The organism is Aestuariivivens sp. NBU2969, from assembly GCF_019931125.1.
GTDB lineage: Bacteria > Bacteroidota > Bacteroidia > Flavobacteriales > Flavobacteriaceae > Aestuariivivens > Aestuariivivens marinum.
This window is the reverse complement of record NZ_JAIOUU010000002.1, coordinates 249271-266907: the sequence shown is the minus strand read 5'-3', so window position 1 is coordinate 266907 and position 17637 is coordinate 249271. Positions and strand designations below refer to the sequence as shown.

Genomic DNA, 17637 nt, shown 5'->3' with positions numbered 1-17637 from the left:
CTCATTAATTTTTTGAAAGGAAAGTTTACAAACGATAAAAAGCTTATCAACCATCTTAAAAAAGGAAATCCTAAGGCCTATACTTTTTTGGTAGACTTGTATTATAATAAACTTTGTGGTTATGCTAGTAATTTGGCTAGGGATGATTTTAGGTCAGAAGATATTGTTCAGAACGTTTTTGTTAGAATTTGGGAACAAAGGGAATGGCTAAACTCTAAGACTTCAATTAAAAATTATTTATATCGCTCTGTCTACAATGAATTTATAGATCAATATCGAAAGGAAATCGCTATAAGTACATTGGAAAAAAAATACATTGAGGTTGTTGATACAATTGTTGAGATAGAAGGTGACAGGGAAGATAAGCGTATCTTATCGCTTATTGAACAGGAAATAGCACAATTGCCTGCGAAATGTAAGGAAACATTCATTTTAAGTAAAAAAGAAGGGCTTACCTATCTGGAAATAGCTGAATACCAAAATGTCTCGGTCAATACTGTGGAAAAACAAATGGTGAAGGCCTTTTCTGTACTGCGCGAAAGGCTTAAGGAAAAAATATTGCCATTTTTGATTTTGTTTTTTAGGAAAGAGCTAAAACTCTAATTTTATTAAAAATAGATAAAATTTCCACCAATAGAGGAAGTCCTGTATTAGGTTTCATGATTTTTATTTAAAACGCCTATAATCCCCTTCTAAATAGTTATTTGCTTCTTCTTCAGTAAACTTTGCATTTTTACTGTCCCAATGTAGGGTCTGGTTAGGGAAACGACCAGCAATAACGCCTAAGAGAATGGTCTCGGTTAATTTAGAAGCATAAGAAAATGGTGCACTACACGAGGCTTTTCCCAGACAGGCATCTATAAATTCGTGGTAGTGTTTAGGGCCTTCAGAATCGTAATTGCGAATGGGTTCGCCCAAGTTATTGGCTTCTGAAATAGCGCTAATTTCTGCCGAAATATCTACGTATTCACCATCCACTATTTTACTTGGTAATTGCATAAAGTGCGGTAATAGTAATCGCCCTTTTTCACCTACAAACATGGCCCCTTGCTCTGGTAATTTGCCGTCATCGGCAATTTTAGCGTCTAACGATATTTTATCTTCTAAACTAGCATCTTGCTCACTGGAGGCGCTATTGTTTTCTAAAATTTCAGATCCAGGTAATTTTAAATCTTCATGGTCTCTAGGAGCACCTGGGCCATCGTACCAAATCCAGGTTAAAGTTTCTGTGGTGAATTGGGTTTTGGGGAATTGATAGGTAACTATATTGTGTTCTGGATATCCAAAGCCATTGGATGCCTCACATTCGTTTTTAATCGTTAAGGGAACGTCTAAAGCTAAAGCGTTGTATGGTGTATCGAAAATATGAACACCCATATCACCTAAAGTGCCACAGCCATAGTCCATTAGCTTGCGCCAATTTCCAGGGTGGTAATACCCTGTTTTATAAGGTCTTTCTTTAGAAGTGCCCAGCCAAAGGTTCCAGTCTAGAGTTTCTGGGATAGGGTCACTACCTTTAGGTGCTTCACCGTTAAAACCCCAGTTTTTTGGAGACCAAGCATGAACGGTATGTACTTTTCCGATGATACCCGATTGAATTAAAAGAGTTGCCAATTTATAATCGTAAAATGAATGCACTTGAATCCCCATTTGGGTAACTAGATTCTTTTTCTCAGCCAGTTTGTTCATTGCTCTAGCCTCAGATACATAATGTGTTAGCGGTTTTTGACAATACACATCTTTTCCTAAATTCATGGCAAGCAATGAAGCAGGGGCATGGGTATGGTCTGGTGTGGAAACAACAACGGCATCTATCTCATCTTCAAGCTCTTTAAGCATTACCCTGTAATCTGTGTAGGTTTTTGCATTGGGATGCAATTTTTTTGCTTCTGAAAGAAAATTAGAGTCTACATCACATAGGGCAACAACATCCACTAAAGGATGTGAGGCTATGGCATTAAGGTCCGCATTGCCCATATTGCCAACCCCAATATGAGCTGTTCGAATACGTGTTTTAATAACAGGTTTTTCTTTACACATAACTAGTGATGGAGCTAAAACCAATCCAGTGACTCCTAAGCTACTTCTTTTTAAAAATTCTCTTTTGTTCATGATCTAAGTTTTAGCTATAGTTTTTTAATTTTAATGTTTCTAAACCAAATGGAACTGGCATGGTCTTGTAGCCCAATATACCCCGTTTTATATTTTCCATAATCTGGGCTGTTTTTCCACTTATCGGAATTCTTTTTTTCATGCCAAGCTTCATCCCAAGGTACAAATTCTAATAATTTTTTTCCATTAAGCCAATGCTCAACTTTTTCTGGTGTAAAAATAATTCTAGAGGTATTCCATTCTCCAATGGGGTTAAGTACTTTTTGCGACTGATCGGCGGGGTGCATGGCGTAATCCGATCCTGTTTTTTGTAACGGTTTTAACTCTTCGGGATTTTCAGTATAACCTAAACTTAGGTTGTATTCGGTAAGGTCGTGAATTTTAGCATAACCTAAATCATCAATAAGTTGGTATTCAGGAGAAGTCTCTGGTAAAGATTTATGGCCTTCTTTAACATGGTAAAAAATACCACTGTTACCGCCTGGTGGAAGTTTCCATTCCACGTGAAGCTCAAAATTATCAAATTCTTCAGCAGCATAAATAATATCCTTTCCACCGGTGTAATTCTGCTCTAGGCCAAGTTCTGTATTAAATGTTAGAACATTGTCTTCTATAGTCCAACCTGGAGGTAAGGCCTCCTCGTTGTATGCACGCCAGCCCTCTAGGCTAGTACCGTCAAATAGATAAACCCAATCGCTATTGTCTACTTGATTTTCTTGGGTGGCTTCTAGAGTAAGTTGTTCCGATTTTTTTTCTTCTTTACAGGATATTAAAACTGTTGTAATAGCTAATGCAGTAATTAAATATTTCATCTGTTAATATTATTTGTTTTTAATTGTCAGATGGAATGCCCTAATTATCATTATCGGTTGGTTTGCAACTTTTGTTAATGGCATTTCATAGATAAAAATTCAAAAGTTGCTAAATATAATAAATCGAAAGGTTTTGTGACGGGATAGATTGAACTTTTATATATGAAATAGATAATTTTTGATTTCAGCATAACAAAAATGATAAAACCATAAGCTTTGATAAATAATTCGAAATAAAATTAATAACCGAAAACGATTGCGTCTTAAATTATTTATGAGCAAGTGATTGAAGTGTTGAAAATTTAGAATTTCTTTTGGATTAGTTCTCTGATAATAAGGGGGTTCAGTCAAAATATAGATATCTTAGTACTTGCAAAACACATTTTAATCTTACCAAAGTTATACTACTACTTAAAACTACAAAAACATGAAAACGCCTTTTATTGAAATTCCTGAGGAATACAAAATAAAATCACTTCGCCATCAAACGACTTATTTGGTGAACGGAGAATTAAAACAGTGGAAAGGAAATACAACTAAAGTTTTATCCACGATTTCTTGTACTCAAGAATATAAACCAACGCTTTTAGGTTCCATACCCGAATTGGGAGAAAAAGAAGCTTTAGAAGCATTAGATTCAGCAACTTCGGCTTATAACAAAGGCCAAGGCCTTTGGCCAACCATGAAGGTTGCTGATAGGATTTCCTGTATGGTAAAATTCGTAAAACAAATGAAGACCAAGCGGGACGAAGTAGTTAAGCTTTTAATGTGGGAGATTGGTAAAAACCTACCAGATTCTGAAAAAGAGTTCGATAGAACGGTAGATTATATATACGATACTATAGAGGCTTACAAACAAATAGACAGGGATTCGGCAAAGTTTGAAAAACATTCGGGTGTTTATGCGCATATACGTCGGGGGCCTTTAGGCGTTGTGCTTTGCCTTGGCCCTTATAACTATCCGCTTAATGAAACCTTTACCTTACTCATCCCTGCTTTGATTATGGGGAATACGGTAATCTTTAAGCCTGCTAAACTAGGGGTGTTGCTAATTTCACCACTGATGGAAGCTTTTCAAAGTAGCTTTCCCAAGGGGGTTGTGAATATTGTTTATGGCCGAGGGCGTGTTTTGGCAACACCTATAATGCAGACGGGCAAAATTGATGTACTTGCTTTAATTGGAAATAGTACATCGGCAAATGCTTTGCAAGCTGTTCATCCAAAAGGTAATAGATTACGTATGGTACTAGGCTTAGAAGCCAAGAATCCGGCCATAGTATTACCAGATGCCGATTTGGATTTAGCTGTTGAAGAATGCATCACTGGAGCTTTGTCTTTTAACGGGCAGCGTTGTACGGCACTTAAGGTATTATATGTGCACGAATTTGTAGTTGAAGAATTTAATAGACGGTTTAGTTATAAAGTAGATCGACTTAAGTTTGGTAATCCTTGGGAAGCGGGAACTACATTAACGCCACTACCAGAAAAAGATAAACCAGCTTACATTCAGAAATTGATTGATGATGCCTTAAAAAACGGCGCCAAGGTTTTAAATAATAAAGGCGGGGAAATGAGTGAAAATTTTATTTTCCCAGCGGTATTATATCCTGTAACTAAGGCTATGCGCGTGTACAAGGAAGAACAATTTGGCCCTGTTATTCCAATTGTTTCTTTTTCTAATATTGATAAACCTTTAGACGATATGGCAGAATCTAATTATGGACAACAGGTAAGCTTGTTTGGTAAAAATATCCATACCCTTTCGCCTTTAATCGATACCTTGGTTAATTTGGTTTGTCGTGTAAATTTGAACAGTTCCTGTCAACGTGGTCCAGATGTATATCCTTTTACGGGCAGGAAAGATTCTGCTTATGGAACCTTAAGTGTACATGATGCGTTGCGCTCTTTTTCAATACGTACCTTTGTGGCTTCTAAAGATAATGATTACAATAGGGCTATTTTAAAGGAATTATTGGAAAAGAAAACTTCTAACTTTATTAGTACCGATTATATTTTATAATGAAACCCTTATTATAAGGATTTGTAGTTATAATTTTTTTCAGTGAACAATAATGAACAAGTGTATAGGTTTATATACTTATATTGCCGAGCTAAAATTAGGTTAACAACTATAAAATATTAAATATTGAAATGAATTTACTAAAGTATGCAATCGTATCTATTTTTTCCTTTATCCTTTTAATAGGTTGTGGGGGAAAAGAAGAAAAGAAAAAGGACGGGTTCTCTTATGAAAAAAAGGAAAGTGAACCAAATAAAAAGGTTGATGAAAATGTTGCTAATGTGGTCATTTCTGGGAATGACATGATGAAGTTTGATAAGACAGAGATAAAGGTAGGAGCAGGTAAAAAAGTAAAGCTAACTCTAAGGCACACGGGTCAATTGGATAAAAATGTTATGGGGCATAATTTTGTGCTACTAAAACAAGGAGTTGATTTAATGGCTTTTGGTATTAAAGCAGCTAGTGCTAAAGATACTGGTTATATTCCTGTCGATGCAAAAGATGATGTGATTGCCTATACCAAGTTAATTGGAGGGGGTGAAACTACAGTTGTTGAGTTTGATGCTCCCGAATCTGGTGAGTATGATTTTTTGTGTAGTTTTCCGGGTCATTATGGCATGATGAAAGGAAAATTTATTGTCGAATAATTAACGTCATATCGTAAAAAATAAAATCCAGGGTTCTGTGGCCCTGGATTTTTTGTATTTTTTAATTGAATGAGACTGCACATAAAAGTGTGTTTATATTTATATATTTGGTATAAAGGCCTTTAAATAAAATTTAAACTAAGTAAACCATGTCAAACTCCAGAATATGAGAATAAAAAAACTATTGTTAATTTTCCTTATTGGACTACAAGCAAATGCCCAGGAACAATTGGAGCTCATTAATTTGAATGGGTTTTTACCACAAGTTGGGAATTGGCAAATAGTTGGTGAGGTTTTGGTGAATCCAGATGTGGATGTTCATAATATTAGCAATCATGAAAAAGAGGTAACCTCTAAAAGGAAAAAAAGAAGACGTAAAGAAGAGCAGGAAGAACCAAAACCAATAACGTTCAGATCTGGTAAGGGTATTCTTTTAAATATTAACGATTCGAAAAAAAAGGATCGCTTACAAACCAAGTGGGAGCATGGTGATATTAAAATGGAATTAGAAGTGATGTTACCTAGGGGATCTAATTCAGGGATATATTTACAGGGCAGATACGAACTACAATTAAAGGATAGTTGGGGGGTAATTAACGCGAAAGTATCCGATATGGGGGGCATTCATAACAATTGGGAAACAACTGAAGATAAAATTTTTCGAGGTATACCACCATTAAGTAATGCTTCCAAGGCCCCTGGTTTATGGCAATCTTTAAAAATTCATTTTAAGGCTCCAAGATTTAATGATAAAGGAGAAAAAATAGCCAATGCCAAATTTGTTTCGGTTTTGCTTAATGGTGTACCAATCCATACTAATGTGGAAGTACCACACTATACAGGAAGCCCAATTGAGAAAAATGAAGTTTCTAGAGGGCCTCTTGTTATTCAAGGCGACCATGGGCCAGTTGCATTCAGAAACATAAATTACCAATTATTGGAATCTTCAAATGTGTCTGTTTCTTCTTTGACGTACCAAGTATACAAAGGCAATTTTAAAGGTTTTGAAGACCTTAGGGAAGTAGATCTAATTTCAGAAGGTGAAACCAATTTAATTGATGTCAACTTAACGGGAGAGGAAGATGCTTATGGAATTCGTTTTTCAGGAATTTTGAATATTCCACAAGAAGACCAATATAGTTTATCTGTAGGTTATACAGGAGGAATTGATCTAGAAGTTAATGGGATGTCTGTATTTCATGTAAATGCTTCCGATAGACAAGAAGTAAGGGATACTATTTTACCATTAGCATCGGGTAAATACAATTTTGTGTTGACCAATATTAAGTCGGCTGGATGGCGATCACCCCGATTGGGATTTACAGTTGGGACAGCAGCAACATACCCTAAAACACTTAATGTGTACGATTCCTATCCACCATCCATTAACTCAGTCTCACCCATTTTTGTGAAGCCCGATTCCCAACCACGTTTGTTAAGGGCCTTTGTAAGCTTTGGAGGAGATGGTAAGCGCCTCTCCCATACTATTGGAGTGGGTACTCCACAAGGTATAAATTATGTATACGATTTAGGGTCGGGAAATCTTGTTGGGGTTTGGCGAGGTGACTTTGTAGATGCGACACCCATGTGGCATAGTAGAGGGGATGGTTCTTTTAAACCTAGAGGGGCTGTGCAATGGACTTTTTTGAATCAGCCTATAGCACAACTTTCAAGTTTTAATGAAGCTTTTCCTAAAACAGGGACAGCTCCAGATTTTATTTCAAAAGGGTATGGTATTGATGAAGCTACCCAATTGCCTATTTTCAAACATAGATATAAAGATGTGGAAATTGAAAATAGTATAGTGCCTAGCGCTACGAATACCCATATTGTTCATGAAATCCGTTTTTCTAAAACAGGATTACAAAATTGGTATTGTAAATTGGCTTCTGGTGAAATTCAAAAGATGCCAAATGGTGCTTACAATATAAATGGACAATACTATATAAAACTTATTACAGGCCAAACTCCTGCAATAAGGGAAGTAGATGGGGAAACGGAATTGGTGATTCCCGTTGATGGAAGTAAAGTAAAATATGAGCTAATTTGGTAAGGGTTATGAAGCGAACAAGTAATAAATTTAGAATATTAGTAGTTTTATTAATCGTAGGGTTTTTACAAAATACTATTGCCCAAAACACACCGAAAGAAGAGGATTATTATCGAATAACCACTATACCAACTCCCGAAGGTGTTTTAATTGAGGGGGGAGGGGTGTTATCCTTACCCGATGGTAGTATAGCGGTATGCACTAGGCGCGGCGATGTGTGGATAATAGAAAATCCAAACATGGCTAATGGCCAGGCGTCTACTTTTATAAAGTTTGCCTCTGGATTACACGAACCTCTAGGTCTTGCGTATAAAGATGGCGCTATTTATACTGCGCAACGTGGTGAACTAACAAAATTGGTTGATACTAATGGTGATAGAATTGCCGATGTGTATGAAACTGTATATGCATGGCCGTTATCAACACATTACCATGAGTATTCCTTTGGGCCTTTGCTGGCTCCGGATAATTCCTTTTTTGTTACAGCCAATGTCGCCTTTGGTAGTGAAGAGTGGTGGCGTGGTGAAAGTCGTGTGCCATGGCGTGGTTGGACTATGAAAATCACTGAAGATGGACAAATGGAACCATGGGCTACGGGAATGCGCTCCCCTGCAGGATATGGACTTATAGATGGTGAATTGTTCTATACCGATAACCAAGGCGATTGGATTGGCTCTGGAGGATTATGGCATTTGAAAAAAGGCGTGTTTACAGTGCACCCTGCTGGACTTAAATGGTCTCAGCTAGAAGGTTCGCCAGTAAAACTTACGGAAAAGGAGTTTTACAGTAAAATTGATAAGCGGCAGGTTAGAGAAAACGGACGTTTTATTAAACCCGAAAATATTCCAGATGAGGAAGATCCCGATTTTCTATATGAGGCAAAAACCTATTTCCCGGAATTACAATTGCCGGCCGTGATATTGCCCCATGGTATTTTAGGAATTTCCAATTCTGAAATAAAAGTAGATAATACTCGTGGCAAGTTTGGACCTTTTGAAGGTCAGGTTTTGGTAGGCGATATGGGACAAAGTAAAATAATGCGGGTGGTTTTAGAAAAAGTAAATGGCGAATATCAAGGTGTAGCATTCGATTTTAGATCTGGATTTCAATCGGGGGTAATGCGTATGGATTTCGACAATGAAGGCAACCTTTTTGTTGGTGAGACCAATAGAGGTTGGGGCTCGGCAGGAACAACAAATTCAGGGTTGGAATTTGTGTCATGGACAGGTCGCATGCCTTTTGAAATGAAAACCGTTAAGGCCATGCCCGATGGTTTTGAAATAGAGTTTACTAAACCTGTTGATAAAGCTAGTGCAGAAGATTTAGATTCTTATAAAGGTAAAAGCTATATATATAAGTATCATCCAGTGTATGGTAGCCCACAAACGAATGTGGAAGATGTTATTATAAAAGGGGTTAAAGTAAGTGATGATGGTTTAAGGGTTCGTGTGGTAATCGATAATTTACGACAATACTATGTGCATGAATTGACATTGCAAGGTGTTAAGCTAAAAGGAAAGGATGAAATTACATTGCACCCAACCTTCTATTATAACCTAAATAATATTCCAGAGGGTAATAAATTGCCTTTGTTTGAATTGTCTACTAAGCGTTCTAGTGCTAAAAAGAAAGTTGTAAAGAAGACCACTGTTAAGAAAAAGACTGGTGCTAAAAAAGTTGTTGTATTGAGTGATGAAGAAATACAGCCTTTGTTAACGAATAATACCTGTGTGGCTTGCCATAATAAAGATAAGCGTGTTGTAGGCCCATCTTTTAAGGAGGTAGCTAAACGTAACTATTCTAACGAAAAGATTGTGGAGCTTATCTATAATCCTCAACCCAAAAACTGGCCAGAATATGCGACACCTATGGCGCCAATGCCCCAGGTTCCTAAAACAGAAGCGCTTAAAATAGCAGCTTGGATAAATTCGTTGGATAATAAATAAACTGTGAGTTGAGTTAGAAAGTAAGGCTAATTGCACATTTAAATTTAAAGGAACGGGGCCGTAAATCTTTACGGTCCCTTTTTTGTATTTAGGGGTAAGGTTATAATTTTAATTTCCCTTGTCTGTCTTTTTCAGGATTCGAAATACGATGTTATTGTTGTTAACAAATCAAAATGTTATTATGAAAGCCTGAAAAGGTTAATAAATTAAACTATTATATAGGGTTTGTCTCTTTTTATAGCCTAAATTAGACAATCTAGTAGATTCTTATAATGTTTATACTTCAAAATTTTAATTTTTTAGCATATTGAAATCGATTAAAAGGATATTCAAATTCGTCAAAAGGGTGGATTGATTCTTCTTTTTTTGTCTAAAACAATTCACTGTTATTATTGATAAGTGGTAGTGTATGTTAGCAATAGTAAGGTTTTTATGGAATTGTTGCTATATGCTTAATCAATATCTTTGGACAAGCATAAGTAATGAGCTTGTTTTTTTTAACAAAATTTTAACACTTTGGTTACAGATTTATTATCTAAATTGAGCGACTAATACTAATATCCCATATTTGTTTGTCATTTAATAGAAACAAGAATAATTTACGAATTAGATTTGATGAGTAAAAACTATCAGAATAATGATTCTTTTTTAGTAAGGCAAGTTTCAAATAACTGTGAAAATGCTTTTCTAAATTTATTCAACTTCTATAAGAACGATATTTACAGATATAGTATAAGCATGGTAAAGCAAAAAGAGTTTGCAGAGGAAATAGTTCAAGATGTATTTCTAAAGGTTTGGTTGAACCGTGAGAACCTTAATCCTAATTTGTCTTTCAAGTCTTATATTTTTACCATAACTCGTAATTTAACCCTAAACTTTTTGCAAAAGGCTGCTAACGATAAGAAAAAAAGAGAGCGTGTGTTTTATGAAGTTCCTGAATATTCCAATCCTACTGATGCTATATTCGAAGAGGCTTATCTTGAAAAACTAAAACAACAGGCAATAAATAAATTATCACCTAAGCGAAAAGTCATTTTTGAACTTTCAAGAGATAAGGGATTGAGCCATGAACAAATAAGTCAGGAATTAGGGATATCCAAGAGCACGGTTAAAAACCAAATGAGCAGTGCCCTAGATAGCATAAGAGATTTTTTGTTTGCCCATGAAAATTTAACTTTCCTGTTTATTCTTCCTTTAATTTACTAGGTTTTAATAAAGTTTATTGTTTGTTAATGTGTTAAAATTCAAACATTTAAATTTTAAATTAAAAATTTTATTAAAAAAATGCTGTTTTGGAATAGTACTTTGTCTGTTTGGAACTGTACTATAAGTACGTAATCATAAGATTATTTATTTGCTATTAAACTAAAACTATGAAAACAATCAAATTAGCATTATTAGTATGCTTTTCTACCTTGTTCTGTAATTACTCATGTAGTAAAGTTGAAGCTACATGGGGAGACCAGGAAATGGTATAGATCGATGCCAAAGGAGGTTCGCCTACTAATAGTTTAACCATAGTATAGGTAAAGTGGTTTGAGTTTTTTGATTTAAGATGAAAATGTATGAAAATTATCTCAATTGAGATTGTTTTGGAAGAGCATAGAGTAATAGTAATTTAATATAAAAAGGTTAAACCACTTTATTAGGAGATCAAAAATTGCAGTAACCCCAAAATACCTGTTTTTAAAAGTTGTGTTAATGGTTTTTGTATAATTTAATATAATAACATTATGAAATTAAAGATTACTTTTTTATTGATTTTTTTAGGGATGAACCTTGTGGTTAATGCTCAAACAGATCCTTTGGCGGGTAAAGCTTATCATGGAACCAAAGGTCAATGGACCGATGCTCGAGCAACAGGGTTTACCGTTCCCAATACCGCAGAGATGACCATAACGGCTTGGATAAAACCTGTGGGAGACCAAGATGAATGGGCCGCAATTGCATCGTTTAATTGCAGTACGGCACCAACAGGGACCTTAGCATTGAACCTAAAAGCAGTAACAGGGGAGACCCATAACCGGCAGTTAGGGTTTCACTGGCCGGGAACAGCACATTATGGATATGACACAGGTTTGATCGTTCCAGATAATGAATGGTCTTTTGTGGCCATATCTGGTAATGCTACCAAAATAACCATTGTTCTTAACGATCAGGTGTGGGAAGTAAATGACCCTGCACCAAGTGCAATAACTACAGAGAACACAACGCTTTGGATAGGAAGCTATAATAATTATAGTAATAGAATATTCAATGGGTATATAGATGAAGTTACCGTGTATAGCCGGGCTTTAAGTATCGACGAATTAAGGTTGGCAAGGCACTTAATTAAATCGCAAACGGATTTGGACAACGACGCTAGTATTATAAGCTACTACCAGTTTAATAGCTTTATGGATGACACAACAAATTACATCCATGATTTTAAAAGTGGTTACGATGCTCGTATTGCAGGAGCTACTTTGCCTACATTAGACCCCTCTATGGCACCAATAGGAACCGGAGCAAGTGAAAAAATGACCATAAATGGAGCAGGAACCTATAATTTTAGTACGGCTAAAGCTTCAATGACGTTTATAGATGCTGGCCCAGGAGGTGATGTGGTGGTTACAAAATTGGATAATGCGCCAAGTAATTTGCCTGCTACCAACGCCATTGATGATACCTATTGGATAATAAATAACTATGGCACCAACAGTTCTTTTACTGCCATAAGTGACATTACATTTTCTGGAATTAATAATATAGATGGAACAACAGTGCCTAATACAGAACTTTTTAAGCGGTCAAGCAGCTCGGATGCCCAAGGTGATTGGGGAGCGTCGATTGCAACGGCATCATCAATAAATACAACAAACAAGTCGGCAAGCTTTAGCGGAATAACCTCTTTTAGCCAGTTTTATGTTGGTAGTAGTGCTGCTTTGGGAATTTATGATTTACAGAAAAGTAATTTCAAGGTATATCCCAACCCTGTAGAGAAAGGTAATGTGCTGCGAATTAAAGACCTAAATGAAACGGCAGCTTTTTCTTTATTTGATGTAGCTGGAAAAAAAGTGTATAATTTAAAAATAGAAACAGGAAATAAGATAGATATCCCAACACTATCAAGAGGAGTATATTTTTACCGATTGGAAACAGCATCAAAAATTGGCGTTGGAAAATTATTGGTAAAATAGAATGCTTCTTGTGGTGTGTTTTTGAAGCATATTAATCACAAGTTAGTTTTTTTTGTAAAAAAATGTATTTCGAGTAGTACTCTATGCATTTATTTTCAACTGTATTATAAGTAAACAGCCCAAGAATATTTATAAATTAGTGCATGATCAAAGATCCACATATTAGAAACTTACTAAAGAAACATGCGTTAAATACATGTTCTAAAGAGGAAAGAGAAGAGCTTGTAAATTTCTTTAAAACACAAGGTGTAAAGGATATCGATTCCATTCCAGATGTTGAAGAGATCAACGAACTTATGGGTGAAGATGACTTTGAAATGGAAGAAGAGGCTTCTTTTCATATTTATAAAGACATAATAGCTCATACTAAGGATCAAAATAATGGTAGTGGGGCCGTTAAACGGTTCTTGAGGGTAGCCGCAATTTTTGTAGGTTTTATTTTAGTAGGGACGCTTTATAAAATGAGCCACAATTCCTCAAATCTGGAAGTGGATATAGAACATATCCGACAAGACAAGGTTACACTTCAGTTGGAGAATGGGGAGGTAAAAGTTATAGATATTAACCTTACACAAGATTTAACCAATGAAAAAGGAAGTATTGTAGGTAAACAGGTTAGAAATAGCATTGCCTATTCTAATAAAGTAGAAATAGAGACACTTACTTATAATACCTTAAATATTCCCTATGGACAAACATTTGAATTACTATTGTCCGATGGTACAGTTGTGCATTTAAATGCAGGGACGTCCATTAAATATCCCGTTAAGTTTTTAAAGGGATATAGTAGAGATGTTTTTTTGGAAGGTGAAGCCTATTTTGATGTAGCTAAGGATAAAAAGCACCGCTTTGTTGTTAATAACAAGGGAGTTAATGTTGAGGTTTATGGAACCAAGTTCAATGTGTCTACCTATCCTGAGGATGAGGTTACCGATGTAGTGTTAGTAGAGGGTTCCGTTAGTATGTATAAGACAGATGAACAAGTTGATTCTCAAGAACAAGCAAAGGTTATGCTAAAGCCTGGCATTAAAGGGAGTTTTAATAAAAAGGACAAGGCTATTGAAACAAAACCAGTTATAACAAGTATTTATACTTCTTGGATTCATGGAGAACTGGTGTTTAGGGATATGACTTTTGAAAACATCCTTAAAAAATTAGAACGTCGTTATAATGTGTCAATCACCATAGAAAATAAAGTGTTTGCCCAAGAGGTTTTTAATGCGAGCTTTAAAGACGTTCCTATTGAAAAAGTATTAGAATATTTAAAGATAACATACAATATAGATTATACAATAAACAACAATTATATAACCATTAAATAATAATGACTATGAAATAAAACGACTCCTTTTATCACATTTTCAATCAAAAAATTACTTGTAAAAATAAACCAGAAACTGTTGGAGCCAGTTTCCGGTTTTAGATAAGTGATTAAGAATAACCACAATTAAACAACTTAAAAGTATGAAAAAAATTCTTTATCAAAAGAACAAACACATTCTGTATTTAAAATTTAACCTTAAAATGAAATTAAGTGTCTTATTTTTACTTGTTACGTTATTTACAGTACAGGCAAATACAAGCTATTCTCAGGTTACAAAAATTTCTTTAAAGCTGGAAAATGTTAAAGTTAATCAGCTTATTGATGTTATTGAGAGTAAAAGCGACTTTCGTTTTATATACAAACTAAAAGATGTAGACTTAGAACGTATTATTTCCGTTCAAGCTAAAAATGAGAAAATATTTTCCATTTTAGATAGGGTGTTCGATAAAACGGAAACAGCGTACAGTGTTATTGATAGGCAAATATTCTTAATAACAAAATCAAAAGATAAGCCTGTAGATGAACAAGAAATAAAGCAACAAGATGTAATTGTTAAAGGAAATGTAATAGACGAAAGTAATTTGCCAATGGCGGGTGTTACAATTCTTGTTAAAGGAACTGCTACGGGTACATCTACAGATTTTGATGGGAATTATAGCCTCTTAGTCAAAGATCCTAATGCAATACTGGTATTTTCCTATGTTGGTTTTGAAACACAAGAAGTTCCATTAGAAGGACAAACCACAATAAACATTATTCTAAAAGAAGATACTGCCCAGTTGGATGAAGTTGTGCTGGTTGCTTATGGTACACAGAAAAAGGAAAGTGTTGTTGGGGCTCAATCTACCATTAAATCAAGAGAATTAAAAGCCCCGGTTAGGGATTTGTCAACAGCGATTGCAGGTAAATTAGCAGGTGTAGTTGCTACCCAGAGGGGAGGCGGGCCAGGAGCTGATGGCGCAGACCTATTTATTAGAGGAATTGCTACTTTTTCATCTAGTCCACAAGGGCCATTATTGGTAGTAGATGGTGTTCCGGATAGAAGTATTAATAACATCGACCCCGAAGATGTTGAAAGTTTTACCGTGCTTAAAGATGCCACAGCAACAGCAGTTTATGGTACACGTGGTGCAAATGGTGTTATTTTAATAACAACTAAGAGTGGTAAGGCAGGGAAACCAGTAGTAAATGCAGAGATTAACTCGGCGGTTACCAAATTTACTGAGCTCCCTGATTTTATAGATGGGCCAACATTTATGACCTTGTATAATGAGGGACTAACAACAAGGGGGCAAAATCCAGCCTTTACTCAAGAAGAAATTAATTTAACCGCTAGTGGGGTCGATCCAGATTTATATCCTAACGTAGATTGGTATGATTTGCTGTTCCGTGATTTTGGAACTAATAATCGTATTACTGTTAATATTAGTGGAGGTTCAGATAAATCAACCTATTACATTTCTGCCGGGTATTTTGGAGAAACTGGGCTTTTTAAGACAGGGGATGTAGAGGCTTTTAACTCTAATTTAAAATTAGATCGTTTTAACTTTACAACTAATGTAGATGTAAATGTTACAGAGAGTACAAAAATCGATTTTGGAATTAATGGCTTTATAACAAATTTCAACAGGCCAGCATATGGAGGCTCTGTAGCAGATATTTTTCACTTGGCAACTGCTTCTGCACCACACATTATACCACCCCAGTATAGTAATGGCCAATGGCCACAGCTTCAAGGAACCCTTGCTAGCCCTTATATGGCTTTAACCCAATCTGGAGTTACCAATGAAACAAGAAATACGGTACGTTCAAATTTACGGGTTACACAAAGTATGGATAAGATTCTTGAAGGCTTAAGCGCAACGGCCATGTTTGCTTTTGATGTTAATTCATTTAATGGTTTAAGAAGGGGGCGTAACTTACCAACGTATTGGGCTACAGGGAGAGACGACGATGGAAATTTAATTACTGAAATTTCAAGTACGGGATCTGAAGATTTAAGCTTTTCATTGGGACGTTACGGGGATAGACGTTTTTATTTGGAAACGGCTTTAAATTACGAAAATACTTTTGGTAAACACGACGTATCCGGCTTGTTGCTTTTTAATCAATCAGATTATAGGGATGCCACGAGTAGAGTGGGAACTTATACAGCGGCTATTCCATATAGACAGCGTAATCTTGTAGGGCGTGTTAATTACGGTTTTGAGAATAAATATTTTGTTGAAGCTAACTTTTCCTATTCAGGATCTGATAACTTTATACCTAGCAAGCGTTACGGGTTTTTTCCTTCGTTTGGTGCGGGTTGGGTAATTTCAAAAGAGAAATTCTTTGAACCTTTAACAGATGTTATGTCATTTTTTAAAGTACGCTATAGTTATGGGCTTTCTGGTAATGCAAATATTAATAATCCAAATAATAGATTCTTGTATTTAAGTACTATAGGGGATTCAGGTGGCTATACTTTTGGTGTGCCTGGAGCTACAAGAGGCTATACCGGTTTTGGGGAAACAAGAATTGGAGGTAATGTTAAATGGGAAACCTCATATAGACACAATCTAGGTGTTGAAATGAATTTCCTAAATAACGATTTAAAGTTAATTGTAGAACTGTTTAAAGAACGTCGTGAGGGGATATTGTTACGAGATTATTCAATTCCATATACTTCAGGGTTTACAGCGGGCAATATTCCGTTCAACAATGTTGGGAAAACTAAAAATCAAGGTATTGATGTAACCTTGGAATATAACAAATCATGGACAGAAGAGAATTTCTTCCAATTTAGGGGAACATTTAACTACAACGAGAATGAGGCTGTATTTGATGGCCTGCCCGAATGGAGGTACCCTTATTTAAATAGAATTGGACAACCCATTAGCCAAAGGTTTGGATATATTGCTACCGGGTTATTCGAAAATGATGATGAAATAGCTAATGCAGCCGTACAAGCAGGAGATGTTAGAGTGGGGGACATTCGTTACAAGGACTTAAATGGAGATGGCATTATTAATAGTAATGACCAAACGGCTATTGGATACGGTAGTGTACCAAGAATTGTTTATGGTATCTCGATAGGAGGAGGTTTTAAAGGATTTGATGTCAGTTTGTTTTTCCAAGGTGTGGCTCAGGTTGATTTTAATTATTCAGGAGGTTTTGGTACGACACCTTTTTCTCAAGGATCTAGTTATGGTAACATGTATACCAACGTATTAGATAGATGGACTCCAGATAATCCAAACCCGCAAGCGTTTTACCCGAGATTGTCTACAAATCAGACCCAAACAACAAATTATTATACAAGTACTTGGTGGGTTAAACCAGCCGATTATGTTCGTTTAAAACAAGCAGAGTTAGGTTATACACTACTTGGTGAGGAAAACAATATTAAAATGTTTAAAAAGTTTAGAATATTCCTTAGCGGAACAAATTTGCTAACCTTTTCTAAATGGGATTTTTGGGATCCTGAATTGGGTGATGGTAGAGGAGCTACATATCCAAACATTACTACTTATAACTTAGGAGTTAGACTTACTTTTTAAAAAAAAAT

Annotated in this window: 11 protein-coding genes; 9 read left to right on the top strand and 2 right to left on the bottom strand. The window is 35.7% G+C overall.

Features of this window, described 5'->3' with window-relative positions; genetic code table 11:
* Positions 1 to 12: 12 nt before the first annotated feature.
* Positions 13 to 603 (top strand): RNA polymerase sigma factor, encoded by a 591-nt coding sequence (locus K7G79_RS02845; protein WP_223548949.1) that lies wholly within the window; start codon positions 13 to 15, stop codon positions 601 to 603.
* Positions 604 to 666: 63 nt separating this feature from the next.
* Here the strand turns inward: K7G79_RS02845 and K7G79_RS02840 are convergent, their stop codons facing one another.
* Entirely contained in the window at positions 667 to 2112 is a 1446-nt protein-coding gene (locus K7G79_RS02840; RefSeq protein WP_223548947.1) for a Gfo/Idh/MocA family protein, read from the bottom strand.
* A gap of 14 nt (positions 2113 to 2126) precedes the next feature.
* Complete coding sequence (locus K7G79_RS02835; RefSeq protein ID WP_223548945.1) at positions 2127 to 2924, bottom strand: DUF1080 domain-containing protein; 798 nt, start codon at positions 2922 to 2924, stop codon at positions 2127 to 2129.
* Positions 2925 to 3351: 427 nt separating this feature from the next.
* Here K7G79_RS02835 and K7G79_RS02830 point away from each other — a divergent pair, with 427 nt between their 5' ends.
* The 8 genes from K7G79_RS02830 (at position 3352) to K7G79_RS02795 (ending at position 17629) form a co-directional block, all read left to right on the top strand.
* Positions 3352 to 4944, top strand: a complete 1593-nt coding sequence (locus tag K7G79_RS02830; protein WP_223548943.1) for an NADP-dependent glyceraldehyde-3-phosphate dehydrogenase — start codon at positions 3352 to 3354, stop codon at positions 4942 to 4944.
* Between the two features lie 131 nt (positions 4945 to 5075).
* Complete coding sequence (gene azu / locus K7G79_RS02825; RefSeq protein ID WP_223548941.1) at positions 5076 to 5591, top strand: azurin; 516 nt, start codon at positions 5076 to 5078, stop codon at positions 5589 to 5591.
* 166 nt (positions 5592 to 5757) lie between these two features.
* A complete protein-coding gene (locus K7G79_RS02820) occupies positions 5758 to 7644 on the top strand; it encodes a DUF1080 domain-containing protein (RefSeq protein ID WP_223548939.1) in 1887 nt (628 codons plus the stop codon).
* Between the two features lie 5 nt (positions 7645 to 7649).
* Positions 7650 to 9587 (top strand): auracyanin family protein, encoded by a 1938-nt coding sequence (locus tag K7G79_RS02815; protein WP_223548938.1) that lies wholly within the window; start codon positions 7650 to 7652, stop codon positions 9585 to 9587.
* Between the two features lie 615 nt (positions 9588 to 10202).
* Complete coding sequence (locus K7G79_RS02810) at positions 10203 to 10793, top strand: RNA polymerase sigma factor (RefSeq protein WP_223548936.1); 591 nt, start codon at positions 10203 to 10205, stop codon at positions 10791 to 10793.
* A 527-nt stretch (positions 10794 to 11320) separates the two neighbouring features.
* A complete protein-coding gene (locus K7G79_RS02805) occupies positions 11321 to 12766 on the top strand; it encodes a LamG-like jellyroll fold domain-containing protein (protein WP_223548934.1) in 1446 nt (481 codons plus the stop codon).
* Positions 12767 to 12909: 143 nt separating this feature from the next.
* Positions 12910 to 14088 carry a FecR family protein gene (locus tag K7G79_RS02800; RefSeq protein ID WP_223548932.1) on the top strand — a complete coding sequence of 393 codons (1179 nt, stop codon included), beginning with the start codon at positions 12910 to 12912 and terminating at the stop codon, positions 14086 to 14088.
* Positions 14089 to 14230: 142 nt separating this feature from the next.
* A complete protein-coding gene (locus K7G79_RS02795) occupies positions 14231 to 17629 on the top strand; it encodes a TonB-dependent receptor (RefSeq protein WP_223548931.1) in 3399 nt (1132 codons plus the stop codon).
* Positions 17630 to 17637 lie beyond the last annotated feature (8 nt).